20 protein-coding genes, 2 tRNA genes and 3 rRNA genes are annotated in these 26,087 nt (G+C 67.4%); 16 read left to right on the top strand and 9 right to left on the bottom strand.

The genetic code is table 11. From position 1 onward, the window contains the following. Window positions 1-20: 20 nt before the first annotated feature. The 3 genes from HNQ52_RS04900 to HNQ52_RS04890 form a co-directional block, all read right to left on the bottom strand. Window positions 21-1,280: a heme biosynthesis protein HemY gene (locus tag HNQ52_RS04900; protein WP_183960011.1), complete on the bottom strand. Its 1,260-nt coding sequence runs from the start codon at window positions 1,278-1,280 to the stop codon at window positions 21-23. Then, window positions 1,277-2,482 (bottom strand): uroporphyrinogen-III C-methyltransferase, encoded by a 1,206-nt coding sequence (locus tag HNQ52_RS04895; RefSeq protein ID WP_183960010.1) that lies wholly within the window; start codon window positions 2,480-2,482, stop codon window positions 1,277-1,279. The genes HNQ52_RS04900 and HNQ52_RS04895 overlap by 4 nt, the downstream gene beginning before the upstream one ends. A 67-nt stretch (window positions 2,483-2,549) precedes the next feature. After that, window positions 2,550-3,356, bottom strand: coding sequence for a uroporphyrinogen-III synthase (locus HNQ52_RS04890; protein ID WP_221281949.1), 807 nt, complete (start codon window positions 3,354-3,356; stop codon window positions 2,550-2,552). 84 nt (window positions 3,357-3,440) lie between these two features. Here HNQ52_RS04890 and HNQ52_RS04885 point away from each other — a divergent pair, with 84 nt between their 5' ends. The 3 genes from HNQ52_RS04885 (at window position 3,441) to HNQ52_RS04875 (ending at window position 5,269) form a co-directional block, all read left to right on the top strand. Continuing rightward, window positions 3,441-3,899 (top strand): YiiD C-terminal domain-containing protein, encoded by a 459-nt coding sequence (locus HNQ52_RS04885; protein WP_183960008.1) that lies wholly within the window; start codon window positions 3,441-3,443, stop codon window positions 3,897-3,899. Between the two features lie 97 nt (window positions 3,900-3,996). After that, complete coding sequence (locus tag HNQ52_RS04880; protein WP_183960007.1) at window positions 3,997-4,773, top strand: ferredoxin--NADP reductase; 777 nt, start codon at window positions 3,997-3,999, stop codon at window positions 4,771-4,773. A 58-nt stretch (window positions 4,774-4,831) separates the two neighbouring features. Continuing rightward, window positions 4,832-5,269 (top strand): PaaI family thioesterase, encoded by a 438-nt coding sequence (locus tag HNQ52_RS04875; protein WP_183960006.1) that lies wholly within the window; start codon window positions 4,832-4,834, stop codon window positions 5,267-5,269. A 22-nt stretch (window positions 5,270-5,291) separates the two neighbouring features. Here HNQ52_RS04875 and mutM read toward each other — a convergent pair whose 3' ends face one another. Next, window positions 5,292-6,104: a bifunctional DNA-formamidopyrimidine glycosylase/DNA-(apurinic or apyrimidinic site) lyase gene (mutM, locus tag HNQ52_RS04870; protein WP_183960005.1), complete on the bottom strand. Its 813-nt coding sequence runs from the start codon at window positions 6,102-6,104 to the stop codon at window positions 5,292-5,294. Between the two features lie 110 nt (window positions 6,105-6,214). Between mutM and HNQ52_RS04865 the strand changes: the two genes are divergently transcribed. Continuing rightward, window positions 6,215-6,988, top strand: a complete 774-nt coding sequence (locus HNQ52_RS04865) for an exodeoxyribonuclease III (RefSeq protein WP_183960004.1) — start codon at window positions 6,215-6,217, stop codon at window positions 6,986-6,988. Here the strand turns inward: HNQ52_RS04865 and HNQ52_RS04860 are convergent. Then, window positions 6,976-8,307, bottom strand: a complete 1,332-nt coding sequence (locus HNQ52_RS04860) for an AmpG family muropeptide MFS transporter (protein WP_183960003.1) — start codon at window positions 8,305-8,307, stop codon at window positions 6,976-6,978. The two genes, HNQ52_RS04865 and HNQ52_RS04860, sit on opposite strands and share 13 nt — an antisense overlap. A 140-nt stretch (window positions 8,308-8,447) precedes the next feature. Here HNQ52_RS04860 and HNQ52_RS04855 point away from each other — a divergent pair, with 140 nt between their 5' ends. Beyond that, window positions 8,448-8,702: a hypothetical protein gene (locus HNQ52_RS04855; protein WP_183960002.1), complete on the top strand. Its 255-nt coding sequence runs from the start codon at window positions 8,448-8,450 to the stop codon at window positions 8,700-8,702. A 15-nt stretch (window positions 8,703-8,717) separates the two neighbouring features. Here the strand turns inward: HNQ52_RS04855 and HNQ52_RS04850 are convergent, their stop codons facing one another. From HNQ52_RS04850 to HNQ52_RS04840, 3 genes are all read right to left on the bottom strand, one after another. Beyond that, a complete protein-coding gene (locus HNQ52_RS04850) occupies window positions 8,718-10,640 on the bottom strand; it encodes an O-linked N-acetylglucosamine transferase, SPINDLY family protein (RefSeq protein ID WP_183960001.1) in 1,923 nt (640 codons plus the stop codon). 63 nt (window positions 10,641-10,703) lie between these two features. Then, on the bottom strand, window positions 10,704-11,831 hold the full coding sequence (locus tag HNQ52_RS04845; protein WP_343059222.1) for an anhydro-N-acetylmuramic acid kinase: 1,128 nt from the start codon (window positions 11,829-11,831) through the stop codon (window positions 10,704-10,706). A 1-nt stretch (window position 11,832) separates the two neighbouring features. Then, the gene (locus tag HNQ52_RS04840; protein WP_183960692.1) at window positions 11,833-13,200 is read right to left on the bottom strand and encodes an OapA family protein; all 1,368 of its coding nucleotides are present in this window, start codon (window positions 13,198-13,200) and stop codon (window positions 11,833-11,835) included. A 286-nt stretch (window positions 13,201-13,486) separates the two neighbouring features. Here HNQ52_RS04840 and tyrS point away from each other — a divergent pair, with 286 nt between their 5' ends. From tyrS to HNQ52_RS04800, 8 genes are all read left to right on the top strand, one after another. Further along, window positions 13,487-14,698, top strand: a complete 1,212-nt coding sequence (tyrS, locus tag HNQ52_RS04835; RefSeq protein ID WP_183960000.1) for a tyrosine--tRNA ligase — start codon at window positions 13,487-13,489, stop codon at window positions 14,696-14,698. 486 nt (window positions 14,699-15,184) lie between these two features. Beyond that, a 16S ribosomal RNA gene (locus tag HNQ52_RS04830) occupies window positions 15,185-16,723 on the top strand. A 99-nt stretch (window positions 16,724-16,822) separates the two neighbouring features. Then, window positions 16,823-16,898, top strand: a tRNA-Ala gene (locus HNQ52_RS04825). Window positions 16,899-16,959: 61 nt separating this feature from the next. After that, window positions 16,960-17,036, top strand: a tRNA-Ile gene (locus tag HNQ52_RS04820). A gap of 205 nt (window positions 17,037-17,241) precedes the next feature. Next, window positions 17,242-20,121, top strand: a 23S ribosomal RNA gene (locus HNQ52_RS04815). A 171-nt stretch (window positions 20,122-20,292) separates the two neighbouring features. Next, window positions 20,293-20,405 (top strand): 5S ribosomal RNA (gene rrf, locus HNQ52_RS04810). Together the 16S, 23S and 5S rRNA genes with 2 tRNA genes alongside form the textbook arrangement of a ribosomal RNA operon. 185 nt (window positions 20,406-20,590) lie before the next feature. Beyond that, window positions 20,591-21,007 (top strand): hypothetical protein, encoded by a 417-nt coding sequence (locus HNQ52_RS04805; protein WP_183959999.1) that lies wholly within the window; start codon window positions 20,591-20,593, stop codon window positions 21,005-21,007. Between the two features lie 114 nt (window positions 21,008-21,121). After that, window positions 21,122-22,180, top strand: coding sequence for a dienelactone hydrolase family protein (locus tag HNQ52_RS04800; RefSeq protein WP_183959998.1), 1,059 nt, complete (start codon window positions 21,122-21,124; stop codon window positions 22,178-22,180). A gap of 133 nt (window positions 22,181-22,313) precedes the next feature. On the opposite strand, the gene HNQ52_RS04795 is transcribed toward HNQ52_RS04800, so the two are convergent. Next, complete coding sequence (locus tag HNQ52_RS04795; RefSeq protein WP_183959997.1) at window positions 22,314-23,249, bottom strand: carbohydrate kinase family protein; 936 nt, start codon at window positions 23,247-23,249, stop codon at window positions 22,314-22,316. Between the two features lie 307 nt (window positions 23,250-23,556). On the opposite strand from HNQ52_RS04795, the gene HNQ52_RS04790 reads away from it, so the two are divergent. Genes HNQ52_RS04790 through mreD form a run of 3 tightly spaced genes read left to right on the top strand, consistent with a single transcriptional unit; the run spans window position 23,557 to window position 26,071 of the window. Then, window positions 23,557-24,603, top strand: a complete 1,047-nt coding sequence (locus HNQ52_RS04790) for a rod shape-determining protein (protein ID WP_183959996.1) — start codon at window positions 23,557-23,559, stop codon at window positions 24,601-24,603. Window positions 24,604-24,653: 50 nt separating this feature from the next. After that, complete coding sequence (mreC, locus tag HNQ52_RS04785) at window positions 24,654-25,580, top strand: rod shape-determining protein MreC (protein WP_183959995.1); 927 nt, start codon at window positions 24,654-24,656, stop codon at window positions 25,578-25,580. Then, window positions 25,577-26,071 carry a rod shape-determining protein MreD gene (mreD, locus tag HNQ52_RS04780; RefSeq protein WP_183959994.1) on the top strand — a complete coding sequence of 165 codons (495 nt, stop codon included), beginning with the start codon at window positions 25,577-25,579 and terminating at the stop codon, window positions 26,069-26,071. The genes mreC and mreD overlap by 4 nt, the downstream gene beginning before the upstream one ends. Window positions 26,072-26,087 lie beyond the last annotated feature (16 nt).

Raw genomic sequence — 26,087 nt, 5'->3', positions numbered from 1 at the left:
CGATACCGGCCGAGCTTCCGTCACTCCGGGCCCGGCAGGCGCGGCATGCCCATCGGCGTGCGTTCCTCCGCCACGGCCTCGTCGCGGATCAGGTCGCGCAGGCCGCGCCCGGGAAGCGATTGCGGCGCGTCGCCGCGGGCCGCGCGCAGGGCGTTGGCGAAGGCCTGGCGGGCTCGCGTGTCGTCGTGCTGGGCGGCATAGGTGTGGCCGAGTTCCTCCCAGGCATCGGCGCCGGCGCCTTGTGCGATGGCGCGGTGCAGGGTGTCCTCGGCCTTGCCCCAGAGCTGCTCCTCGCGGCACAGGCGACCCAGCGCCACGAGCAGGGCGGGATCGTTGGGCTGCTGTTCGAGCCAGCGTTCGGCGTTTTTCAGCGGCGAGGCGCGGCGCCCGCGCGGCAGGCGGCTGTAGATGCCCGGCAGCGACGACGACCACTGCTTCTTCAGCGCGTGTTCGATCGCGCCCGCGGCCGATTCTTCCAGCCCGAACGCCGCCGCGCGTTCGGCGTAGGCGCCGACCACCGCGGCGTCGTTGCGCAGCGATTTCGGCAGCGCGTTCCAGCGCTCGTCGAGCAGTTCGGGCGTTGCCGCCTGGGTCAGCGCTGCGGCGCTGATCTGCGCCTCGAACGCGTGCAGCGTGGCGCCTTCGAGCAGCTGGCTCTGGCGCAGGGCGGGCAGCAGGGCGACGGCGTCGCTGGCGCGGCCGGTGGCCGCCAGCGCGCGCATGCGCAGTTCCACCGCGCGGGGCGGCAGGCTGGCGCCGGGCAGCGTGTCGAACAGCGCGGCGACGGCAGCGTGGTTGCCCTCGCGCGCGAGACGCTCGGCGTCGAGCAGCGCCACGGTGGCGGCGTCGCCGCAGTCGGCCGCACGCTGGCGCAGGGCGTCGGCCTGCGCGGCGTCGCCGCGTGCGGTGGCCGCGCGCGCGGCGCCGAGCAGTGCGGGCAGGCGCAGCGCCGGATCGGACGCGGCGCGGCCGAGCAGTTTCTCCGCGCGCGCCCAGCGGCCTTCGTGCAGCGCGACGAGTCCGCCGGCCAGCCGCTCGCGTGCCACGCGGCGCGAGCGCTTCTTCCAGTAGCGGAACGGCAGGCGCAACAGCCACAGCACGATGCGCAGCGCCAGCCACGCCAGCGCGATGGCCGCGAGCGCCACCACCACCGTGGTTTCGACGCTGTAGCCGCGCAGCGTGACCAGCACGTAGCCGGGATCGGCGGCGAGCAGCTGCCAGGCCCACGCACCGAGGATCGCGAGCGCCAGCAGCGCCAGCAGGCGCCAGAACAGCGTCATTCGACGCCTCCGGCTCCGTCGCTGTCGTCGGACGGGGTGCGCTCGACCTCGGGCAGCGGCGGCGTGGACGGCAGGGGTTCCGGCGCGGCCGGAGTCGATGCCGGCGCCGCTTCACCCGGCGTCGACGTCGCCGGCAGCGCCGCCGGCGCAGCTGCATCCTGTCCGATGCTGCGCGTGGCACGCAGGCCGCGCAATTCCTGCAGCGTCGCGCCGAGTGCCGGCAGCGTCGGCACGAGCTCGGCCGCTTGCAGCCGGTCCAGTGCCGCGAAATAGTCGACCGTGGCGGCATTTCTGCGATCGAACAGGCGCTCGCTCGACGCCGCGATCTGCTCCAGCGCGGCATGAAACGCCGCCGGATCCGGCCGCGCCAGTGCCGCCTGTGCCAGTTCGATCTGCAGCCGCACCGCCGCCAGCGCGGCATCGCGCTGCACCGGCCCGAGCACCGCGTCGCGTTCGGCCACGCGGCGCACGGTCACCAGCTGCGACAGCAGCCGCGCCAGGCGCGAGTCGCGCGACGACGTGGCCACGATCTCGTCTTCGCGCGATGCCGGCAGCGCGGCCAGCGTCTGCGCCAGCATGCTCAGCTCGGCGCGCAGCTGCGGGCGCGGATCCGGCGGCACGGTGCGCAGTTCGATCAGTTCCTGCGCCAGCGTCTGGCGCAGCGTGGCGAGTGCCGGATCGTCGAGGCTGCCCAGGCTCGCTTCGGCCAGCGTGAAGGCCTGGATGGCCGACGCCGGATCGCCGAACAGGCGCAGCCGTTCGGCGCCGAGCAGCAGCAGGAACTCGGCTTCGTTCAGGCGCAGGACCGTCTCGCCGCGCAGGCGCTGGTCGGCCAGCCGCGCGACCGCGTCCTCCAGCAAGGCGGCGCGTTCGCCCATGCCGAGCAGTTCCTCGCGCAGCACGCGGTTGGTGGCGTTGAACGCATCCAGGCGATCGGCGTTGGCCTTCTGGCCGCGGCCGAGCTGGGTCAGCGTCTGCTCCATCGCGTCGATGCGCTCCTGCAGCTGCACGCGTTCCTGCTGCCAGGCATCGGCGTCGAGCTGCGCGCTGCGGTTGATGTTGACGAGCAGCCACGCGCCGGCGCCGGCGAGCAGCACCAGGAGCAGCAGCACGAGGACGAGCGGGGCGCCGCTGCGGCGCGGCGCGGGGGACGGCGCAGGCGGGGGGATCGCGTCGGATTCGAGGGGCAGGGGATCGGTCACTGGTTGCCGGTGACGGGAACGATGACAGGCATGCTACCGGAAGCCTCCAGGCTTGGCATTGGCGCGTTCACGCGCGTTCCGCCGTCGACGCGGCGCGGGGATCCGCGGCGAGCGCAGCGAGCAGGGCGTCGATGGTAGGCGACGGCGCACGCAGTACGTGCGCGAAGCCGGCGTCGGATGCGATCGCACGCAACCGGTCGCTGCTGACCACCGCCACCGAAGCGAGCAGCGTCGCACGCGCCGGCGTGGGCAAGGCATCGAGCACGTACCGCAGCGCCTGCGCGCTGGTGACCAGCACCGCGCGTGGCGGTGTGCTGCCCACGAGCGCCGCGACTTCGGCGCGCCGCCAGCGCGGCGGCAGGCGGCGGTAGACCTCCGCGACGCGCACCGCGCGTCCGCGCGCGCGCAGCGTGGCGGGGATGGCGTCGCGCCCGCCCGGCGCCGTGACGATCCCCACCGGGCCCGTGCCGGCCGCCAGTTCCGGCAGCGCAAGTACGCCGTCGCCGTGCATCGCGTCGGGCGGCGGTTGCTTCGCGTCGAGCCCATGCGCGCGCAGCGCCGCCGCCGTTCCGCTGCCCACTGCAAACATACGCTTGCGCATGTCGGACAAAGGCAACACCCTCGCCGCGAATCGCACGGCTGCAGGACTCGTGAACACCGCATCGTCGCAATCCAGTGCCGCGGCCAGTGCCGCCCGCGCCGCCTGCGGCTCGGGCGCGCGCTCGAGCCGCAAACCGGGCAGCGCCAGCGGCCGCGCACCGAACGCACGCACGGCCGCCGCGGCGGCGCGCTGGTCGGCGCGCGGGCGCAGACACACGACCGCCCAGCCGTGCAATCGGCCCGCCGCCGCCCCGCTGTCCACCGCCTCCGTCATGTGCGCAGCTTACGTTAGACCCTTCCGCCGCCGGCGCCCCGCGCCGGTGACCACGTCCACATCGCCCGCAGGAATGCCCCACCGATGGACCACCCACACGCCCTGGCACTGGACGCCAGACTGCGCTCGATGCCGCCGGTGCGCGCGCTCGACGTCCAGCTGCACGACTACGACGGCACCGCCTTGCGCCTGCGCGCGCCGCTCGCGCACAACGTCAACGACAAAGGCAACGCCTTCGGCGGCAGCCTCGCCACCGTCGCCACGCTCTCGGCCTGGGGCCTGGCCTCGCTGAAACTGCGCGAGGCGGGCCACCCGGATGTGGATGTGTACGTGCAGGACTCGACCCTGCGCTACCTCGCGCCGCTGTACGACGATCTGATCGCCTGCGCCACGCTGGCGCCGGAGCAGGACTGGGCCGATTTCACCGCCACGTATGCCCAGCGCGGCAAGGCCCGCATCCGGCTGCAGGCGGAGCTGCGCGGCGCCGACGGCACGCTTGCGTGCCAGTTCGAGGGGCGGTTCGTCGCGCTGGCGGCGCGCTGAACCGCCGGCACCACGTCGAATCGGATCGGCGTCGCCGCTAGACTAGGCGGACGGACGCCGTCGCCGCGTCCGCCTTCGTCTTCCGACTCCGAGATCCATGTCCGCGTTCGATACCGAGCGGGTTCTGGCCGTCCGCCACTGGACCCCCGATTACTTCAGCTTCACCGCCACGCGCAGCGCGGGGCTGCGCTTCGAGAACGGCCAGTTCGTGATGATCGGGCTGCACGTCGACGGCCGTCCGCTGCTGCGCGCGTATTCGATTGCCAGCGCCAACTGGGAAGAGGAACTGGAATTCTTCAGCATCAAGGTGCAGCACGGGCCGCTGACCTCGCGCCTGCAGCACCTGAAGGAAGGCGACGAGATCCTGGTCGGACGCAAGCCGACCGGCACCCTGCTGATCCATGATTTGCACCCGGGTCGCAATCTCTATCTGCTCGGCACCGGCACCGGGCTCGCGCCGTTCCTGGCCGTGATCAAGGATCCGGCCACCTACGAGCGCTTCGCGCGCGTGATCGTGTGCCACGGCGTGCGCAGCACGGCCGATCTGGCCTACCGCGACTATATCGAGCGCGAACTGCCGAACCACGAATATCTCGGCGAGACGATCGCGCGCCAGCTGCGCTATTACCCGGCCGTGAGCCGCGAGGAGTTCGTGCATCGCGGCCGTCTCACCGACCTCATGGACAGCGGCCGGATGATGCACGACCTCGGCCTCGAACCGCTCGACGCCGCCCACGACCGCGCCATGATCTGCGGCAGCCCGCAGATGCTGGCCGATTTCCGCCGCATCCTCGACGGCCGCGGGTTCACTGCTGCGCCGCGCATCGGCACGCCCGGCGAGTATGTGTTCGAGCGTGCGTTCGTCGAAAAGTGACACATTCGCGGCTCGCGCGCTTTTTAGCGGGCGATGACTGCATGATCGAGGAATATCGATGACGTTCGACGCCGATCGCCTGGTTTCGCTGCTGCGCGACCGCCTGCCGCCCGGCGTGCCGCTGCAATTGCCGCCGCCGTGCCTCACCGACATGCAGGGCGAACCGCTCGCGTTCGAGGACGGTGTGCTGCTGCGCATGCGCTTTCCGGTGCTGCCGCGGTACCAGAATCCGCTCGGCTACATGCAGGGCGGTTTCATCGCCGCGGCGCTCGACAACACCCTCGGCCCGTTCTCGTACCTGATCGCGCTGCCGAGCGTGACCGTCAGAATGGCGATCGACTACCTGCGCCCCGTGCTGCCGAGCGAAACCGCCATCGTCTGCGAGGCGCGCCTGGTGGAACGCACGGCGAAGACGCTGTTCCTGTCGGCGTCGGTCACGGGCAGCAACGGCAAGACCGTCGCGCTGTGCCAGTCGGTGTGCCAGCTGGTTGCCTGAAGCAGGCGCGGCGCGGCCGGCTTCAGCGCTGGCAGCGCGGGCAGTACACCGTCGCGCGCTGGCCCCAGTCGGCCGCGCGCAGCACCGTGCCGCAGACCTTGCACGGCTCCCCGGCGCGTCCGTACACGAACAGCTCCTGCTCGAAGTAGCCCGGTTCGCCGTCCGGCGAGATGAAATCGCGCAGTGTGGTGCCGCCGCGCCGGATCGCGTAGGCGAGGATCTCGCGGATCGCCGACACCAGCCGTTCCAGCCGCGCGCGCCCGATGCGGCCGGCCGCGCGCGCCGGATGGATACCGGCGCGAAACAGCGCCTCGGCCGCGTAGATGTTGCCCACGCCCACGACGATGCGCTGGTCCATCAGCAGATGCTTGATCGGCGCCGCGCGTCCGCGCGCCGTCGCCGCGAGGTAATCGGCGTCGAACGCGTCGGCCAGCGGTTCGGGGCCGAGCCCGCGCAGCAGGCCATGCGTCTCGCCGTGCGGCTGCCACAGCAACGCGCCGAAGCGGCGTGGATCGGTCAGTCGCAGTACGCGGCCCGAGTCGAGCGAGATGTCGACATGATCGTGCGCCTTCGCCGGCGCGTCGGCGGCGAGCACGCGCAGCGATCCGGACATGCCCAGGTGCACGATGGCGCTGCCGGTCTGCACGTCGAGCAGCAGGTACTTCGCGCGGCGGCGCACATCATCGATGCGCTGGCCGGGCAGGTCGTCGCGGATCTGCGGCGGAATCGGCCAGCGCAGGTCCGGTCGCCGCAGCACCACGCCGGTGATGCGGTGGCCGAGCACGTGCGGCGCGATGCCGCGGCGCGTGGTTTCGACTTCGGGCAGTTCGGGCACGGCGGTCTCGCGCGGGAGAATGCGGGACGCATTGTGGCGCATCGGCACGCGGCGTTCGCGGGCATTGCCACTATCATCCGCGCACCGTTTTCCCGACCGGGCAGCACCGCATGCGCATCATGAGCTTCAACGCCAACGGCATCCGCTCCGCCGCCACCAAGGGCTTCTTTCCGTGGTTCGCGCAGCACGACGTCGACGTGCTCTGCCTGCAGGAAACCAAGGCGCAGGAACACCAGCTCGCCGACAAGGCCTTCCTGCCCGACGGCTACAGGGCCTGGTTCCGCGACGCGAGCACGAAGAAGGGCTACAGCGGCGTCGCGATCTACAGCCGGCGCGAGCCCGACGACATCCGCACCGCGCTCGGGCGCGAATCGTTCGACGAGGAAGGTCGCTACATCGAGGCGCGCTTCGGCAACCTCAGCGTGGTGTCGTTCTACATCCCGTCCGGTTCGTCCGGCGAGCTGCGTCAGGGTTTCAAGTTCGAGGTGATGGACTGGCTCGGCCCGATCCTGCAGGACTGGCTCCGGAGCGGGCGCGACTACGTGCTGTGCGGCGACTGGAACATCGTGCGCTCGCGCCTGGACATCCGGAACTGGACCTCGAACCAGAAAAACTCCGGCTGCCTGCCGGCCGAGCGCGACTGGCTCAACGGCCTGTGCGCGGACGGCACCGGCTGGGTCGATGCCTACCGCGCGCTGCACGCCGAGGGCGAGGACTACACCTGGTGGTCGAACCGCGGCGCGGCGCGCGCCAACAACGTGGGATGGCGCATCGATTACCAGTTCGTCACGCCGTCGTTGCGGTCGAAGCTGCGCGGCTGCCGCATCTTCCCCGAGCCGCGCTTCTCCGACCACGCGCCGTTCGTGGTCGACTACGCCGACTGATCGGCGGCGGCACGCACGTCGGCTTCGGCGATGGCGCTGTCGATGAGTCCGCGCCGGATCATCCAGCCGAACAGCGCCACGCCGGGCAGCGCGATCACGAACGTGAGCACGTAGAAGTTCACGTAGCCCATGCCCTGGATCATGGCGCCGGCCGTGGTGCCCGTGAGCAGGCGGCCGACGATCGACGCCGCCGCCGACAGCAGCGCGAACTGCGTCGCGGTGAACGACAGGTTGCACAGCGCCGACAGGTACGCCACCACCACCACGCCGCCGATGCCGCTTGCGACATTCTCGAAGCAGATCGCCGCCGCGAGCCCGGCATTGCTGTGGCCGATCAGCGCGAGCCCGGCGAACGACAGGTTCGAGATCGCCATCAGGCACAGCGCGAGCAGCACCGAACGCTTCATGCCCAGCCGCGCGTAGAGAATGCCGCCGATGAAGATGCCGACCAGGTACGCGACGAAGCCGAAGCCGACATCGTAGGTGGCGATTTCCTCGTTGCTGAAGCCAAGATCGTCCAGCAGCAGGCGCAGCGTGAGCTGCCCGAGCGTGTCGCCGATCTTGTGCAGCAGCACGAACGCAAGCACCAGGAACGCACCGCGGCGGCGGAAGAACTCGCGCAGCGGCGCGACCACCGCGTCGACCATCGCCGACAGCGCGCGCTGCGGGATCGGATCGCGATGCCGCGCAGGTTCGCCCAGCCACAGGCCGGCGACCACCGCCGGCAGCGCAAACGCCGTGCAGGCCAGATACGCCAGCATCCAGCCGCCGGCCCCGCCTGCCAGCAGCAGCGCCAGCGCGCCGGCGCTGACCGAGCCGATGCGCCAGCCGTACTGCGACATGCCCGAGCCGACGCCGAGCTGGTCGGGCCGCAGCGTTTCGATCCGATACGCGTCGATCACGATGTCGAACGTCGCACCGGCGACGCCGACGAGCACCGCCGCAACCGCCACCGTGCCCAAGTGCGCGGTCGGATCGACCGCCCCCAGAAAGGCCACTGCCCCCATCACCAACACCGCCGACAGGAACAGCCACGAGCGCCGCTGGCCGATCCGCCGCAGCAGCGGCAGGCGCAGCCGGTCCACCACCGGGGCCCACAGGAACTTGATGTTGTAGACGAGGAACGCGAGCGAAAACGCCGTGACGCTTTTCTTGTCGATGCCGTCCTGCGCCAGGCGCGTGGTCAGCGTGGCGCCGATCATCGCGTACGGAAAGCCCGACGACATGCCCAGCAGCAGCGCGCCGAGCGGCCCGCGTTCGAGATACGGCGCAAGCCAGGCGAGGGGGCCGGTGCGCGGCGCGGGGATCGGTGCTGTCATCGGCCGTATGCTAACCAATCGGGTACGCCGGGCGCAGGAAACGCAGGTCCGACGCGTGGTATGGTGGCATCGCCGCAGGGCAGGGGGCCGCGCGGTGGATGTTCGACGTCGAAGAGTGCGCCCCATGCCCGATCGCTTCCATGCCTGATTTTCTCGTCCGCGACATCGATACCGCGATTGCCGACCGCATCAAGACCCTGGCGCGCGAACGCGGCTGGCCGATCAACGACGTGATCCTGCGCCTGCTCAAGGAAGCGCTCGGCATGACCCAGCCCGAGCCGCCGCTGCCGGGCGACATCGCGCGTCTGGCCGGCGCGTTCGAGGACGAGGAATCGAGGGTGTTCTTCGAGGCGATGAACGCGTTCAAGCGCCTGCCGGACGATCAGGCGTACTGAGCGGTCCGTGCCGCGCTACGGCAGCGTGTCCAGCGCGTCCTCGATGCCGGCCGCGGTGCGGCGCGGATCGAACAGCCCGCGCGCCTGCGCCCGCTCGTGCACGCTGGCGCGCAGCGCCTGCAGCCGGGCCCGGTCGTGCGCCAGCGCCACCGCACGCTCCACGTACTCGGCACGCGACGCGCAGACCAGCGCGTCCAGCCCCAGGAACCGGTTCACGCTCGCGCTCAGGCGCGCGAGCGGCAAGGCGCCCGGCACGCACAGGACGGGCAGACCCGCCGCCGCCGACGCGATCGCGGTGGCGCCGGCGTGGTAGCGGAACGTATCGAGCAGCAGGTCGCAACTGGCCGCGCGCACCGCGTGCCGCTGCGGCGCCAGCGGCTCGCCGAAGCGCAGCGCCGCGGCATCGCCGCCGCCGGCGCGCCACGCCGCCAGCACGCGTGCCCGGGTCTGCGGCGGCAGGACCAGCAGGAACACCGCCTGCGGCGCGGCGCGGTGGATCGCGAGCCAGGCGTCGAGCACCGCGGCATCGAGCTTGTAGCTGGTGTTGAAGCTCGCGAACACCGGCGCATCGTGCGGCAGCTCGAACGCGGCACGATCGGCCGCAGGCGCCGGCATCGCCCGGCCGCCCGGCAGCAGCGTGCCCGGCAGGTGCAGTACGCGATGCGAGAAGATAGACGGATCCGGCGCCACCTCGGCGTCAAGCAGCAGCGCGTCGATCCACTCGGCGCCGTGGTCTTGGATGAAGCCCAGATACGAGACCTGCCGCGGCGCGGGCCGCAGTGCGAGCACACGGCCGTCGGCGCCCCGCGTGTAGCCGCCGAGGTCGATCAGCACGTCGAGGGCATCGGCGCCGATGGTCTGCGCGGTGGCGGCGGCGTCGTGGCCGGCGACGTCGCGGAAGACATCGCAGCCGGCGCGGATCGCGTCGGCGGTGTCGCCGCTGTGGCGCCGCTGCGAATATGCGTACACCTCGACGCGTCCGCGGTCGTGCGCCGCGAACACGTCGCGCATCAGCCCGCCGACGGCGTGGTGGCCGAGGTCGGGCGACAGGTAGCCGATGCGCAGCCGCGCGCGTGCGCCGCGGGGAGGCGACGGCACGATCGCCTGGCCGCGCACCGCGGCGCGCAGGTTGTGCTCGTAACGCGCGAGGCCGTTGCGCCGGGCCGCCGTCGACAGCGGCAGGAAGGTCAGCAGGAAGGGTTCGACGGTGTCGCCCGCGGCCGCACCGCCGAGCTCCCGCTCCAGCGCGGCGACGCTCGCGGCCTCGCCCGCAGTGTCGAACAGCCGCGCCTGCACCGCGGCCAGCCGTCCGAGCGCTTCGATCCGCTGCGGGGCGCGCCGCAGCGCGGCGTCGAAGCCCTCGCGCGCCAGTTCGAGATCGCCGGCGGCTTCCGCGCTCAGGCCCAGGTTGAAATGCAGCGCCGCGTCGTCCGGAGTGCGGCGCAGCGCCTCGCGATAGGCGGCGATCGCCTCGTTCCAGCGTCCGGCGCGATGACGGATCTGCCCGAGCACATGCCACGCCTCCGGCAGCGCCGGCTGGCGTTGCACCGCGCCCTGCAGCAACGGTTCCGCGGCCGCATCGTCGCCCGCGGCGGCGAGCAGGGTGCCGTGCAGCGCATCGAGGCCGGGGTCCGCCAGGCCTGCGGCGCGCGCCGCGGCGATGGCGGCCAGTGCCTCGCCGACGCGGCCCTGCCGCCGCCGCAGCTGCGCAAGCAACACCCACGCCGGCGGCACGTTCTGCATGCGCAGCAGGGCTTCGAGCCGTGTCTGCGCCTCGGCGTCGCGCCCGCTCTGCAGCAGCAGCACGCACAGCGCGTGCGTGATCGCGGCGTCGCCCGGTGTCTGTTGAAGCAGCGCGCGATACGCACGCTCCGCGTCGCCGAGACGGCCGGCCCGATGCAAGGCCAGCGCCTGCTCGCGCGTGGGCGTGCCGCTCATGGCGCACCGGCCGCTGGACGCGGCGCGTGCGCCGCGGGCGCCGCGCCGCGCGGAGGTTCGAATTCAGGCACCGGGGTACACCGCGCCGAGCACACGCGGCCCGCGCGCCCCCGTGACGCCGGGCAGATTGCCGGGCCGGCCGGCAAGCGTCTCGCGCGCAAGCCAGGCGAACCCCATCGCCTCCATGAAATCCGCGTCGATGCCGTAGGCCGCGGTGCCGCTCACCTCGACCTGCGGCAGCAGCGCCGCCAGCCGCGCCATCAGCGCGCCGTTGCGCACCCCGCCGCCGCACGCCAGCACGCGGCGCGTGCCCGGCAGCGCGCGCCGCACCGCGTCCGCCACGCTCACCGCCGACAGCTCCAGCAGCGTCGCCTGCACGTCGGCCGGGGCGAGGGTGTCGGGACGGTGCGCCAGCAGCCAGTCCAGATGAAACCGGTCGCGCCCGGTGCTCTTCGGCGCGGGCAGGGCAAAGTACGGATCGGCGAGCAGGCGCGCCAGCAGCGCCGCATCGACGCGACCTTCGGACGCGAACCGTCCGTCCGCATCGAAACCCGCGCCGCGGTGGCGCAGCGTCCACGCATCCATCAGTCCGTTCGCCGGTCCGGTGTCGAAGCCGGTCACGGTGCCGCTGCGCGGCAGCAGCGTCACGTTCGCGATGCCGCCCAGATTCAGCACCACGCGATCCTCGTCCGGCGACGCGAGCATCGCGGCATGGAACGCCGGCATCAGCGGCGCGCCCTGGCCGCCGGCGGCCATGTCGCGTCGACGGAAATCCGCCACGGTGGTGATGCCGGTGCGTTCGGCGATCAGGTTCGGATCGCCCACCTGCAGCGTGAACGGTGCGGCGCCGTGCGGCACGTGGCGCAGCGTCTGGCCGTGCGAACCGATGGCGCGAACCGCCTCGCGCGAAACGTCGGCGTGCTCGATCAGGCTCTGCGCGGCCTCCGCAAACGCGAGCCCGACGCGATGGTCGAGCCGGCCGAACGCATCGAGCGAGACCGTGTCCGCCGCCTGCGATACCGCAAGCAATTCGACACGCAACGCCGGTGCGTAGGGAACGATGCGCGCCGCGACCAATTCGGGCTGCGCCGCGCCGAACCGCACCAGCGCCGCGTCGATGCCGTCGGCACTCGTGCCCGAGATCAGGCCCAGGTAGAGGCCGTCGTCCACGCCCGCCCCGCGCGCAGGCACCTCAGCGCGCGGCGTAACGACGCTTGCCGTCGAGCAGATCGAGCTTGGCCAGCAGCGGCTGGGTCTGCATCTGGAAGCGCGCCAGCTCGCTGCGCGGCAGCGGTTCGGGCTTGGGCAGCGTCACCTTGAGCGGATCGCGGTGCGCGCCGTTGACGCGGAATTCGTAGTGCAGGTGCGGTCCGGTGGCCAGGCCGCTCATGCCCACGTAACCGATGGTGGCGTTCTGCGACACGCGCGTGCCGGTCTTGTATTTGCCGAACTTCGACAGATGGCCGTACAGCGTCGTGTAGCCGCGACCGTGGTCGACGATCACCGTGCGGCCGTAGCCGTTCTTCCAGCCGGCGAACGTCACGCGGCCGTCGCCGGCCGCGCGAATCGGGGTGCCGGACGGCGCGGCGTAGTCCACGCCCGCATGGCGACGCACCTTGCCCAGGATCGGGTGCTTGCGCCCGGTCGAGAACAGCGAGCTGATGCGGGTGAATTCCAGCGGCGTGCGCAGGAAGCTCTTCTTCAGCGGCCGGCCGTCGGCGTCGAAATACTCGACCCGGCCGTCCTCGAACACGTAGCGAAACGCGGTGTAGCGCTTGCCCTGGTTGACGAACGTCGCGGCCAGGATGTCGCCGCTGCGCAGGCGCTCGCCGTCGCGGTAGATGTCCTCGTACACCACGCTGAAGCTGTCGCCCACGCGCAGGTCCTGCGCGAAGTCGATGTCGTAGCCGAACACCGTGGCCATCGCCACGATGGTGCCGTTGCCCAGGCCCGCCTTCGCACCGTCGGCATACAGCGAACCGCGGATCTCCCCGCCGGTCATCTGGATGCGCGACTGCACATCGCGCTGCAGCACCGATTCGACGATCTCGTCGCCGACCAGCGTCAGCGTGACGCGCGCGCTCTCGCCGCGATCGAAGCGCAGGCCGCGCAGCGTGCCGTCGGCGGCGATGTCGAAATCGAAGGTGTTGCCCGGGCGGATCTTCGTCAGCGCCTCGCCGGCGCCGGGGCGGTCGAGCAGGCGGTGCAGTGTCGCGCCGGGCAGCGACAGCGACGCGAAGATGTCGCCCATCGTCTGTCCCGGCTGCACCGTCACCGTGCGCCAGGCCGGCGCATCGGCTGCGACGTTTTCGGCCGCGATTGCGTCATCGATGAGACCGGCGGCGGCTTCCACCGGCGCCACCGGCTCGGGCAGCGGCAGCGGCAGCGGCTGCGTCAGCACTTCGGCCTCGTAGGGCTTGAGCGTGGCGTTGGCGAAGCCCGGCACGATGGCCGCCACCAGCGTCAATGTCGTCGCGACGAGGCTGGCCAGCACCCAGTGCTCGCGCCGGATCAGTACCGGGCGGGCAACTGTTCCCACGCTTGCCTGTTCGGGCGGCATGACCGTGCCCGCATGTTGCCGCAGTACCTTGCGAATCGCCTGACGCCGGGACGCGCGCGCGGCGCGATCGAACCAACCTTTGTTGTCCACACACACTCCGGGCGCCGATCGCGCGTCACAGTCGGTGGTACAATAACCACACTCAAAAGGATGCGTCAAACCCTTGGGAATGCTGGATTTTTCCGGTCGGCGCGTTTAACGTGAGGTTAACAGTGTTCAGCCTGGGTTTAGCGCGTTGCGCCCACGCAACACACCAGCACCGGCGCGGCCCTCAGGACATTTCCACGTGACCCTACTGCAGAATGCAATCGACCAGATCGCCCGCGGCGCGGACGAACTCCTCAAGCGCGAGGAGCTGGAAGCCCGCCTCGCGGCCGGCCGCCCGCTCCGGATCAAGGCCGGCTTCGATCCGACCGCGCCGGACCTGCACCTGGGCCACACGGTCCTGCTCAACAAGATGCGGCAGTTCCAGGATCTCGGCCATCAGGTCATCTTCCTGATCGGCGACTTCACCGGGATGATCGGTGACCCCACCGGCAAGAACGTCACGCGCAAGCCGCTCACGCGCGAGGACGTCGCCGCCAATGCCCGCACCTACGAGGCCCAGGTGTTCAAGGTGCTGGACCGCGAACGCACCGAAGTGCGCTTCAACTCCGAATGGTTCGGCGCCATGTCCGCGGCCGACATGATCCGGCTCGCCGGCCAGCACACGGTCGCGCGCATGCTCGAGCGCGACGACTTCGCCAAGCGTTATGCCGCGCAGCAGTCGATCGCCATCCACGAGTTCCTGTATCCGCTGGTGCAGGGCTACGACTCGGTTGCGCTGCGCGCCGACGTCGAACTCGGCGGCACCGACCAGAAGTTCAACCTGCTCATGGGGCGCGGGCTGCAGGAGCACCACGGCCAGCCGCCGCAGATCGTGCTCACGATGCCGCTGCTCGAAGGCCTGGACGGCGTCAACAAGATGAGCAAGTCGCTCGGCAACTACATCGGCATCGACGAGCCGGCCATCGACATCGTCAGCAAGACGATGAAGATCGGCGACGACCTGCTGTGGCGCTGGATCGAGCTGCTCAGCTTCGACATTTCCCTGGCCGAGGCCGCCACGCTGCGCGCGGATGTTGCCGCGGGCGCACTCAACCCGCGCGACCTCAAGCTGCGCCTCGCGCGCGAACTGGCCGCGCGCTTCCAGGGCGGCGCCGCGGCCGAGCAGGCGATCGCGGGCTGGCAGGCGGTCGTGCGCGGCGAAGGCGACACCTCCGCGCTGGAACTTGCCGACGTGCCGGTGCCGCCCGACGGTCTGCGTCTGCCCGCACTGCTCACCGCCGCCGGCCTCACGCCCAGCAACTCCGAAGCGAACCGCAAGCTGAAGGAGCGTTCCGTGCGCATCGACGGCGAGGTGGTGGAAGACGCGCAGCGTGTCTTCGGACCCGGCTTCGAAGGCGTGCTGCAGATCGGCAAGCGCACCTTCGCCCGCGTGCGCCTGATCGCAGCGTAAGACGCCGCTTCGGCCGCGCGAGCCTGCGCCGCCCGCGCAGCGGGCGCCGACGTGCGGCCGCGAGCGAATCCATCCGGGGCCGTGCTGTGCCCCGCGAAGAATGTTCCGACCTCCCGCCTCGCCGGGGCTTGTGGGCCACGCCGAGCCCATGCATAATGGTCGGCCCACGCGACAGGGTTGAGGCGAAATGCCCGACCGCTGTTGGGAGGGGACCGAAAGAAAGTCCGTGCCGAGGTGTTGACGGACGTGAAATTCGATGTAAGATGTGCGGCTCGGTTGGACGAAACGTCCGGCTGTCGCGGATGGAGGCGAAGGCCTCTCCGCACCGTTCGAAGATCTTTGACAGTGTGCGCAGGTAATTTGTGTGGACGCCTGTGATGCGACGACGAGTCCATTGCAGAGAGTTCACGAACCAAGAGTCAGCAATGAAGCTTGGGATCGGAACGACTCGCTCAGAAGATTGAAGGTTTCGGCCTTCTGCAATTTTAAGTGAAGAGTTTGATCCTGGCTCAGATTGAACGCTGGCGGCATGCCTAACACATGCAAGTCGAACGGCAGCGCGGGGGCAACCCTGGCGGCGAGTGGCGGACGGGTGAGGAATGCATCGGAATCTGCCCAGTCGTGGGGGATAACGTAGGGAAACTTACGCTAATACCGCATACGACCTACGGGTGAAAGTGGGGGACCGCAAGGCCTCACGCGATTGGAGGAGCCGATGTCGGATTAGCTAGTTGGCGGGGTAAAGGCCCACCAAGGCGACGATCCGTAGCTGGTCTGAGAGGATGATCAGCCACACTGGAACTGAGACACGGTCCAGACTCCTACGGGAGGCAGCAGTGGGGAATATTGGACAATGGGCGCAAGCCTGATCCAGCAATGCCGCGTGGGTGAAGAAGGCCTTCGGGTTGTAAAGCCCTTTTGTACGGGAAGAAAAGCCTGGGGTGAATATCCCCGGGTCATGACGGTACCGTAAGAATAAGCACCGGCTAACTTCGTGCCAGCAGCCGCGGTAATACGAAGGGTGCAAGCGTTAATCGGAATTACTGGGCGTAAAGCGTGCGTAGGCGGTTTGTTAAGTCCGATGTGAAAGCCCTGGGCTCAACCTGGGAATGGCATTGGATACTGGCGAGCTAGAGTCAGGTAGAGGGTGGTGGAATTCCCGGTGTAGCGGTGAAATGCGTAGAGATCGGGAGGAACATCCGTGGCGAAGGCGGCCACCTGGACCATGACTGACGCTGAGGCACGAAAGCGTGGGGAGCAAACAGGATTAGATACCCTGGTAGTCCACGCCCTAAACGATGCGAACTGGATGTTGGGCTCAACTCGGAGCTCAGTGTCGAAGCTAACGCGTTAAGTTCGCCGCCTGGGGAGTACGGTCGCAAGACTGAAACTCAAAGGAATTGACGGGGGCCCGCACAAGCGGTGGAGTATGTGGTTTAATTCGATGCAACGCGAAGAACCTTACCTGGCCTTGACATGTCCGGAATCCTGCGGAGACGCGGGAGTGCCTTCGGGAATCGGAACACAGGTGCTGCATGGCTGTCGTCAGCTCGTGTCGTGAGATGTTGGGTTAAGTCCCGCAACGAGCGCAACCCTTGTCCTTAGTTGCCAGCACGTAAAGGTGGGAACTCTAAGGAGACTGCCGGTGACAAACCGGAGGAAGGTGGGGATGACGTCAAGTCATCATGGCCCTTACGGCCAGGGCTACACACGTACTACAATGGTCGGGACAGAGGGCAGCAAGACCGCGAGGTGGAGCCAATCCCAGAAACCCGATCTCAGTCCGGATCGCAGTCTGCAACTCGACTGCGTGAAGTCGGAATCGCTAGTAATCGCGAATCAGCAATGTCGCGGTGAATACGTTCCCGGGCCTTGTACACACCGCCCGTCACACCATGGGAGTGGGCTGCTCCAGAAGCAGGTAGTCTAACCGCAAGGGGGACGCTTGCCACGGAGTGGTTCATGACTGGGGTGAAGTCGTAACAAGGTAGCCGTATCGGAAGGTGCGGCTGGATCACCTCCTTTAGAGCATGAAGGCTTGGCCGTTCGTCACGGGCGTCCTCACAAGTTACCTGCATCCAGAAACAGGCTGCGACGCTGCGCGTCGTGGCCGCCTCGTTTGACGGGGCCATAGCTCAGCTGGGAGAGCACCTGCTTTGCAAGCAGGGGGTCGTCGGTTCGATCCCGACTGGCTCCACCACTGTGCGAATCCCTTCAAGACAACCGTGTACACGGTTGCCTGTCGAAGCGATCAACACATTGGGTCTGTAGCTCAGGTGGTTAGAGCGCACCCCTGATAAGGGTGAGGCCGGTGGTTCGAGTCCTCCCAGACCCACCATCTTGCGGAATGCAAGAGCGACGAAGAGCGTTCTGGATGCTGCGCACACACACGATTTTGAATCGGACAGGCGTTGAGGCCTGGCTCGAGTTCTTTGAAAATTTGGGACGTAACAAGCGTTTGAGACAACTGTCTTGAATGTGTCGTTGAGGCAAGTAAGCAAACTTGTTGTTTGACGTGATCCCGAGGCAACTTGGGGTTATATGATCAAGCGACTAAGCGCATACGGTGGATGCCTTGGCAGTCAGAGGCGATGAAGGACGTGGCAGCCTGCGAAAAGTGTCGGGGAGCTGGCAACAAGCTTTGATCCGGCAATGTCCGAATGGGGAAACCCACCCGCAAGGGTATCGTGCAGTGAATCCATAGCTGTACGAGGCGAACCCGGGGAACTGAAATATCTAAGTACCCGGAGGAAAAGAAATCAACCGAGATTCCCTGAGTAGTGACGAGCGAACGGGGAATAGCCCAAAAGTTGGCATTGATCTAGCAAAACGGTCTGGAAAGTCCGGCCATAGCAGGTGATAGCCCTGTATGCGAAAGGTCTTTGTCGATGATAAGTGAGTAGGGCGGGGCACGTGAAACCCTGTCTGAACATGGGGGGACCATCCTCCAAGGCTAAATACTCCTGACTGACCGATAGTGAACCAGTACCGTGAGGGAAAGGCGAAAAGAACCCCGGCGAGGGGAGTGAAATAGAACCTGAAACCGTATGCGTACAAGCAGTGGAAGCCCTTCGGGGTGACTGCGTACCTTTTGTATAATGGGTCAGCGACTTACATTACGTGGCGAGCTTAACCGAATAGGGGAGGCGAAGCGAAAGCGAGTCTGAATAGGGCGAATAGTCGCGTGGTGTAGACCCGAAACCGAGTGATCTATCCATGACCAGGGTGAAGGTGCGGTAACACGCACTGGAGGCCCGAACCCACTCCCGTTGAAAAGGTAGGGGATGAGTTGTGGATAGGAGTGAAAGGCTAATCAAACTCGGAGATAGCTGGTTCTCCTCGAAAGCTATTTAGGTAGCGCCTCGTGTATCACTGCTGGGGGTAGAGCACTGTTATGGCTAGCGGGACATCGCGTCTTAGCAACCCATGGCAAACTCCGAATACCAGCAAGTGCGAGCACGGGAGACACACGGCGGGTGCTAACGTCCGTCGTGAAAAGGGAAACAACCCAGACCTACAGCTAAGGTCCCAAAATTACCGCTCAGTGGGAAACGATGTGGGAAGGCACAGACAGCCAGGAGGTTGGCTTAGAAGCAGCCATCCTTTAAAGAAAGCGTAATAGCTCACTGGTCGAGTCGGCCTGCGCGGAAGATTTAACGGGGCTAAGCGGTATACCGAAGCTTAGGGTGTACACCTTTGGTGTGCGCGGTAGAGGAGCGTTCCGTACGCCTGTGAAGGTGCGTCGTAAGGCGTGCTGGAGGTATCGGAAGTGCGAATGCTGACATGAGTAACGATAAGGGGGGTGAAAAGCCCCCCCGCCGAAAGCCCAAGGTTTCCTCGCGCAACGTTCATCGGCGCAGGGTGAGTCGGTCCCTAAGGCGAGGGCGAAAGCCGTAGTCGATGGAAAGCTGGTTAATATTCCAGCACCTCGCGTGACTGCGATGGAGAGACGGAGAAGGGTAGGTGTACCGGGCGTTGGTTGTCCCGGAGAAAGGAGGTAGGCGGGGATCTTAGGCAAATCCGGGATCCTGTTAACGCCGAGCACCGAGACGAGTCCATCTGGACGAAGTCACTGATCCCACGCTTCCAGGAAAATCTTCTAAGCTTCAGGTCACGCAGACCGTACCGTAATCCGACACAGGTAGGCAGGGTGAGAATCCTCAGGCGCTTGAGAGAACTCGGGTGAAGGAACTAGGCAACATAGCACCGTAACTTCGGGAGAAGGTGCACCCTCGATCGTGGCACGTGCGTGCTACAGCGATCGGGGGTCGCAGTGACCAGGCCGCTGCGACTGTTTATCAAAAACACAGCACTCTGCAAACACGAAAGTGGACGTATAGGGTGTGACGCCTGCCCGGTGCTGGAAGGTTAATTGATGGGGTCAGCCGCAAGGCGAAGCTCTTGATCGAAGCCCCAGTAAACGGCGGCCGTAACTATAACGGTCCTAAGGTAGCGAAATTCCTTGTCGGGTAAGTTCCGACCTGCACGAATGGCGTAACGACAGCGGCGCTGTCTCCACCCGAGACTCAGTGAAATTGAAATCGCTGTGAAGATGCAGCGTTCCCGTGGCAAGACGGAAAGACCCCGTGAACCTTTACTATAGCTTTACACTGAACGTTGAGTTCGTCTGTGTAGGATAGGTGGGAGGCGTCGAAACCTGGTCGCCAGATCAGGTGGAGCCAACCTTGAAATACCACCCTGATGTGCTTGACGTTCTAACCTCGGCCCGTAATCCGGGTCAGGGACCGTGTATGGTGGGTAGTTTGACTGGGGCGGTCTCCTCCCAAAGAGTAACGGAGGAGCTCGAAGGTACGCTCAGCGCGGTCGGACATCGCGCACTGTGTGCAAAGGCATAAGCGTGCTTGACTGCGAGATCGACGGATCAAGCAGGTACGAAAGTAGGACTTAGTGATCCGGTGGTTCTGTATGGAAGGGCCATCGCTCAACGGATAAAAGGTACTCCGGGGATAACAGGCTGATACCGCCCAAGAGTTCATATCGACGGCGGTGTTTGGCACCTCGATGTCGGCTCATCACATCCTGGGGCTGTAGTCGGTCCCAAGGGTATGGCTGTTCGCCATTTAAAGTGGTACGCGAGCTGGGTTCAGAACGTCGTGAGACAGTTCGGTCCCTATCTGCCATGGGCGTTGGAGATTTGAGAGGGGCTGCTCCTAGTACGAGAGGACCGGAGTGGACGAACCCCTGGTGTTCCGGTTGTCACGCCAGTGGCATTGCCGGGTAGCTACGTTCGGAAGCGATAACCGCTGAAAGCATCTAAGCGGGAAGCGCGCCTCAAGATGAGATCTCCCGGGAGCTCGACTCCCCTAAAGGAACGATGTAGACCACGTCGTTGATAGGCTGGGTGTGTAAGTGGGGCAACCCATTGAGCTTACCAGTACTAATGATCCGTGCGGCTTGATCATATAACCTCAAGTTGTCTTGTCCTCGATGGCACATCGAGACAGTAAACCTCAGACAATACCTTGTTACGTCCCAACCCCATGAGAGCGTGAGCGCGAGTGCGTGCATGCGATCGACCATCCGGCGTCTCCGATGGCATCGATCCCACACACGACGCGACCCTCCACCCTCTCCCTGGTGAACATAGCGCTGTGGCACCACCCGATCCCATCCCGAACTCGGAAGTGAAACGCAGCTGCGCCGATGGTAGTGTGCATGCGCATGCAAGAGTAGGTCATCGCCAGGGTCTTCTCCCGCAAACGCCCCGATCCCACGATCGGGGCGTTTGTCTGTGCGGACGATAAAATCTACGACACACCGCCGAGGCCGCAGCGCCGGCTGGCGGCGGCGCTGCGTGAAAATCGGCGATGCTCTGAACTTATAATCCCCGGACGGGTCTACCAACGCTACGCCCACCACGAGACAGAATCCATGAACTTCACTGCCACCACCCTTGCACTGATTTTGCTCGCCGGTTCCGGGTCGGCGCTCGCGCAGGGCGTCCCGACGCCGTCGACCGGCGCGCCGCTCTCCACCACGTATCGCTGCGGCGCCGATCTGAGCGCCGACGTCGCGCTGCGCCCCGCCGCCCAGAACAAGGGCGCGAGCATCGCGGTCCTGAAGGTGAACGGGCGCGACGTCGATCCGGCCGTGATGCGCTACGTGAATTCCGTGGCGGCGGAGCGGATCATCGCAAACGTGGAATCCGCGTGCGAGGACGACAAGATCCTGCGCGTAACGGTGGCGTTGCCGGCAAGCGGCAACCTGCAGAAGGACGACATCGTCCTGACGGTGCGCGGTACCACGCTGAAAGTGGAGCTGGCAAGCGCCGCCAAGGCTGCACAGTAACGAGGACCGCGGCCCGGCGCGGGCCCACCGCGCCACCGGCAGCGATACCCGGCGGACTGCGCCGCGATTGCCCGTCTCGCCGTATGCAAGGCAACCAGCAACGGTCGCCATTGCATGCCCCACAGCCCGATCCGTCGCACCGCGATCTCCCTGCTCCTCGCAGCGCTCGCCGCGAGCTGCGTGTCGATGCCTGCATCCGCGGCATCGACCGGCTTCCGGGACGATTTCGAAGGCGCGCGGCGTATCCTGCTCCCGTCGTCCGATGCGGCAGCGCCGCTCGAAGCCTGGCTGTGGCACAGCACGGTCGCCGCAGCGCCGGCCGCCGCGCCCGCGGTGATCCTGCTGCACGGCTGCAGCGGCGTCTACGGCAGCAACGGCTACGGCGACGAATCGCACATCTCGTCGCGTTTCACCGACTGGGCGCGCCGGCTCAACGCCGCCGGCATCCACGCCATGCTGGTCGACGCGTTCTCGACCCGCGACGCGACGCATCCCCCCGCGACCGCCCGCCAGAACTACTGCAGCGACCGCGCCGCGATCCTCGCCATCCACGCCACGGAAGAGAATGATCGTCCGCGCGACGCACTTGCCGCCCATGAAGCGCTGACGAGTCTGAAAAACCCCGACGGCAGCGCAGTCGTCGATCCGGCGCGCGTGGCCGTCATGGGCTGGTCGCACGGCGGCAGTGCGGCGCTCGCCGCCATCGCCGCAGGCACGCTGCCGTACCAGCCATTCGTCGCCGCGCAGAGTTTCTATCCGGGATGCGGACTGTACGGGGCGTTCGGTGCGCCGGAGCAGGGGCAGTCGACGTACCGCGCCACGGCACCGGTGGACGTGTACCTCGGCTCGGCCGACACCATCAGTCGGTTCGACGCCTGCGACGGGCACCGCCAGCACTCGGATGCGGCCGCAGGCGCGCCGTTCACGGTGACGCTGTTCGACGGCGTCGGGCACAGCTTCGACGGGGCGCGCTGCGTCCAGGCCGCCGAAGGCGCGCAGGTGTCACCGTGGACCGGCGTCCGCTACGACTGCAGCGGCAGCTACGACGGCCATGCCTTCGATCTCCACGACTGGCGCGCCAAGCTCGAGGCCGACCGGCTCGCGCTGTGTGCGCTGACGTCGGCCCTGGACGTCGCATCGCCCGCGTGCGCGGCGGAGCCGATCGTTCCCTGAATTCGCGCCTGCGCCGCGGCACAGGCGCGAACATCAAGTTATCGGCCGCCCATGGGGTCGCATGACGCGCCACGCCGCATGCCAGCGGATGACCCGTACACGGCGAGGCGCACGCGCCCCACCGGCCGGCGCCTCAGCGCAGCGCGTAGCCGAACTGCTGGCGGAACTGTTCGGCGAACTGTTCGTAGTCGAAGCGCTGGTTCTGCGGGCCGAGGTGTTCGATCTTCAGCGCACCCATCAGCGACGCGATGCGTCCGGCCGTGGCCATGTCCATGTCGCGCATCAGGCCGAAGATCAGGCCGGCGCGGTAGGCATCGCCGCAGCCGGTCGGGTCCACCACGCGCATCGCGTTGGCCGACGGGATGTGCAGTTCGCCGTCGCGGCTGTGCACCTCCGAGCCCTTCGGGCCGCGCGTGATGATGTAGGCCTTCACCCGCTCGGCGATCTGCTTTTCCGACAGGCCGGTCTTTTCCTGCAGCAGGCTCGATTCGTAGTCGTTCACGGTGACGTACGTCGCCTGCTCGATCATCGTGGTCAGTTCCTTGCCGTTGTACAGCGGCATGGCCTGGCCCGGATCGAAGATGAAGGGGATGTCCCGCTCGGCGAATTCGGCCGAATTCTGCAGCATGGCCTCGTAGCCGTCGGGACCCACGATGCCGAACTTCACGCCCGGCACGTCGCGCACGTGGTTCTCGTAGCTGCGCATCATCGCGCCGGGGTGGAAGGCGGTGATCTGGTTGTCGTCGAGGTCGGTGGTGATGAAGGCCTGCGCGGTGTAGAGATCGGGGATCTCCTTGACCTGCGCGAGCGTGATGCCGCATTCCTCGAAGTGTTCGCGATACGGCGCGAAATCCTGGCCTACCGTGGCCATCGGGATCGGATCGCCGCCGAGCAGGTTGAGGTTGTAGGCGATGTTGCCGGCGCAGCCGCCGAACTCGCGCCGCATGCGCGGCACCAGGAACGACACGTTCAGGATGTGCACCTTGTCCGGCAGGATGTGGTTCTTGAACTGGTCCTGGAACACCATGATGGTGTCGTAGGCGAGGGAACCGCAGATCAGTGCCGACATGTGAATCCTTGCAGGTACGCGGAAGTTGGAGGCGCAAAACCGGCGTATCGTACCGCCAATGCGCCGCAAGGTCGCGCTGCGCCGGGTTTGCAGTCGATCGCGTGCAGCGCTGCCCGCAAATTGCCATAACCTCGAGCGTCGCTGCGGCCCGGTTGCTGCCAGACTCGTGCCTGTCCGGCCGATGCCTCGCCGTGCGCGCGCAGCGCCGTTAACACCCCGCTAACACCGCGAAAACGCTTGTTGTCCTGCAGTTTTCCGCTTGCTACGCTAGCGTGCTGTTCTGCTCTTTTTCCCCTGCGAATCGAAGATGTTCAAGACCCTCCGCGGCATGTTCTCGAACGACCTGTCCATCGATCTGGGCACGGCGAACACCCTCATCTACGTGCGGGGCCAGGGCATTGTGCTCAACGAGCCGTCGGTCGTGGCGATCCGTCAGGATCGCGGGCCCGGTTCGCCGAAGCAGGTGGCCGCGGTGGGCACCGACGCCAAACGCATGCTGGGCCGCACGCCGGGCAATATCACCACCATCCGGCCGATGAAGGACGGCGTCATCGCCGACTTCAGCACCACCGAGGAAATGCTCAAGCACTTCATCCGCAAGGTGCACCGTTCGCGTTTCCTGCGCCCGAGTCCGCGCGTGCTGATCTGCGTGCCGTGCGGCTCGACCCAGGTGGAACGCCGCGCGATCAAGGAATCGGCGGAAGAAGCCGGTGCGCGCGAAGTGTTTCTGATCGAGGAGCCGATGGCGGCCGCGATCGGCGCCGGCATCCCGATCCACGAAGCATCCGGCTCGATGGTGCTCGACATCGGCGGCGGCACCTCGGAAGTGGCGGTCATCTCGCTCAACGGCATCGTCTACTCGCAGTCGGTGCGCGTGGGCGGCGACAAGTTCGACGAATCCATCATCAGCTACGTGCGCCGCAACCACGGCACGCTCATCGGCGAAACCACGGCCGAGCGCATCAAGATCGAAGTCGGCTGCGCCTTCCCGCAGAGCGAGATCCGCGAGATGGAGGTGTCCGGCCGCAACCTCGCCGAAGGCGTGCCGCGCAATTTCACGATCAACTCGAACGAAGTGCTGGAAGCCTTGCACGAGCCGCTCGCCGGCATCACCAGCGCGGTGCGTGCGGCGCTGGAGCAGACGCCGCCGGAGCTGTGCTCGGACGTGGCCGAACGCGGCATCGTGCTCACCGGCGGCGGCGCGCTGCTGCGCGATCTGGACAAGCTCATTTCCGAGGAGACCGGCCTGTACGTGCACGTCGCGGACGATCCGCTGACCTGCGTGGCGCGCGGCGGCGGCCGTGCGCTGGAACTGATCGACATGCACGGCAACGATTTCTTCGCGCCGGAATGATGGAATTCGCGCGCGATCCGGATCGCGCGCACTGACGGGTTCGTCCGATCGTGGCCTATACCGGTAACGCCAGCGGGTCGCTGTTCGCCGAAGGCGGCGCCGGCACGCTGAAGCTGCTGATGTATCTGACGATGGCGCTGGTGCTGATGGTGGCCGACCACCGCGGCGGCTATCTCGACGCGGTCCGCGCCGCCGCCGGCATGCTCACCGGCCCGCTCTACATGATCGCCTCGTCGCCGGCGCGCCTGGTCACCGCCACGCGCGACCAGCTCGCGAGCCAGCAGGACCTGCTGCGCGAAAACCGCGAACTGCGCGAGCAGCTGCTGCGCGGCAGCGCACGCATGAACCGGCTGCAGGCGGTGCAGATCGAGAACCAGCGCCTGCGCGACCTGCTCGGCGGCACGCGCGGGCTGCAGCTGAGCGTGCAGCTCGCGGGCATGGTCGACGTGGACCTCGATCCGTTCCGCCACCGCATCGTGCTCGACGCGGGACAGCAGCGCGGCGTGCGTGTGGGTCTGGCGGTGATCGACGGTGCAGGCGTCGTGGGGCAGATCATCGCGACCACGCCGATGAATTCCACCGCGATGCTTGTCACCGATCCGAGCCATGCGATCCCGGTGCAGGTGGTGCGCTCCGGCCAGCGTTCGATCGCCTTCGGCACCGGGCGGCTCGACGCGCTGGAACTGCCGAACATTCCGCTGAGCGCGGACGTGCAGGTGGGCGACGAACTCATCACCTCGGGCCTGGGCGGCACGTTTCCGGCGGGGTTTCCGGTCGGGCGCATCGTGAGCCTGCAGCCGGACGATACGCGCCTGTTCGTCGTGGCGCAGGCCCATCCGGCGGCGACGCTCGAACGCAACGGCGAGGTGCTGCTGGTGTGGAACACCGGCATCGAAGACACACGCGACGAAATGGGCCCGCCCGCACCGGATGCCGCGCCGACGGCAGCATCGCCATCCACCGGTGGCGGGCCGTGAGCCGCTGGCGCGACGGCGTCGGCCTGCTGTGGGCGAGCATCGCGGTCGCGCTGCTGCTCGGCCTGCTGCCGGTGCCCACGTATCTGGCGCCGTTCAAACCCTACTGGCTTGGCCTGGTGTTCTGCTACTGGCTGCTCGAAACGCCGGCGCGCACGGGTCTGGGTCTTGCGTTCGTGCTGGGCCTGGTCGCGGACCTGCTCTACGGCAACCTGCTCGGCGAACAGGCGTTGCGGCTGTGCATCCTCGCGTTCATCGTGCTGCGGTTCCGCGCCAGGCTGCGCTTCTTCACGCTCACCCAGCAGGCGCTGGCGGTGTTCGCGCTCATGCTCAACGACCGGGCCGTGGTGCTGATGGTGCGCCTGCTGTCGGGCGAGGGCCTGCCGCCGTGGCAGTTCTGGCTGTCGCCGGGCGTGGCGCTGCTGCTGTGGCCGTGGCTGTTCCTGCTGCTCGACGACATTCGCCTGCGCCTGCGCGGCAAGGACGCGGGCTGATGCCCGCCCGCCGTCG

Source organism: Chiayiivirga flava (genome assembly GCF_014202825.1).
In the GTDB taxonomy this organism is placed as follows: domain Bacteria; phylum Pseudomonadota; class Gammaproteobacteria; order Xanthomonadales; family Xanthomonadaceae; genus Chiayiivirga; species Chiayiivirga flava.
Note: the sequence above shows the minus strand (reverse complement) of the source record. Positions and strands in the feature narration are given on the sequence as shown.

What these genes read in the sequence shown, in the direction of transcription:
- HNQ52_RS04860 (WP_183960003.1), bottom strand. Translation starts at nt 8,307, where the DNA reads ATGACAGCACCGATCCCCGCGCCGCGCACCGGCCCCCTCGCCTGGCTT.
- HNQ52_RS04840 (WP_183960692.1), bottom strand. Translation starts at nt 13,200, where the DNA reads ATGCCGCCCGAACAGGCAAGCGTGGGAACAGTTGCCCGCCCGGTACTG.
- HNQ52_RS04890 (WP_221281949.1), bottom strand. Translation starts at nt 3,356, where the DNA reads ATGACGGAGGCGGTGGACAGCGGGGCGGCGGCGGGCCGATTGCACGGC.
- HNQ52_RS04795 (WP_183959997.1), bottom strand. Translation starts at nt 23,249, where the DNA reads ATGTCGGCACTGATCTGCGGTTCCCTCGCCTACGACACCATCATGGTG.
- HNQ52_RS04865 (WP_183960004.1), top strand. Translation starts at nt 6,215, where the DNA reads ATGCGCATCATGAGCTTCAACGCCAACGGCATCCGCTCCGCCGCCACC.
- HNQ52_RS04880 (WP_183960007.1), top strand. Translation starts at nt 3,997, where the DNA reads ATGTCCGCGTTCGATACCGAGCGGGTTCTGGCCGTCCGCCACTGGACC.
- HNQ52_RS04900 (WP_183960011.1), bottom strand. Translation starts at nt 1,280, where the DNA reads ATGACGCTGTTCTGGCGCCTGCTGGCGCTGCTGGCGCTCGCGATCCTC.
- HNQ52_RS04885 (WP_183960008.1), top strand. Translation starts at nt 3,441, where the DNA reads ATGGACCACCCACACGCCCTGGCACTGGACGCCAGACTGCGCTCGATG.
- HNQ52_RS04855 (WP_183960002.1), top strand. Translation starts at nt 8,448, where the DNA reads ATGCCTGATTTTCTCGTCCGCGACATCGATACCGCGATTGCCGACCGC.
- HNQ52_RS04805 (WP_183959999.1), top strand. Translation starts at nt 20,591, where the DNA reads ATGAACTTCACTGCCACCACCCTTGCACTGATTTTGCTCGCCGGTTCC.
- HNQ52_RS04790 (WP_183959996.1), top strand. Translation starts at nt 23,557, where the DNA reads ATGTTCAAGACCCTCCGCGGCATGTTCTCGAACGACCTGTCCATCGAT.
- HNQ52_RS04800 (WP_183959998.1), top strand. Translation starts at nt 21,122, where the DNA reads ATGCCCCACAGCCCGATCCGTCGCACCGCGATCTCCCTGCTCCTCGCA.
- HNQ52_RS04875 (WP_183960006.1), top strand. Translation starts at nt 4,832, where the DNA reads ATGACGTTCGACGCCGATCGCCTGGTTTCGCTGCTGCGCGACCGCCTG.
- HNQ52_RS04850 (WP_183960001.1), bottom strand. Translation starts at nt 10,640, where the DNA reads ATGAGCGGCACGCCCACGCGCGAGCAGGCGCTGGCCTTGCATCGGGCC.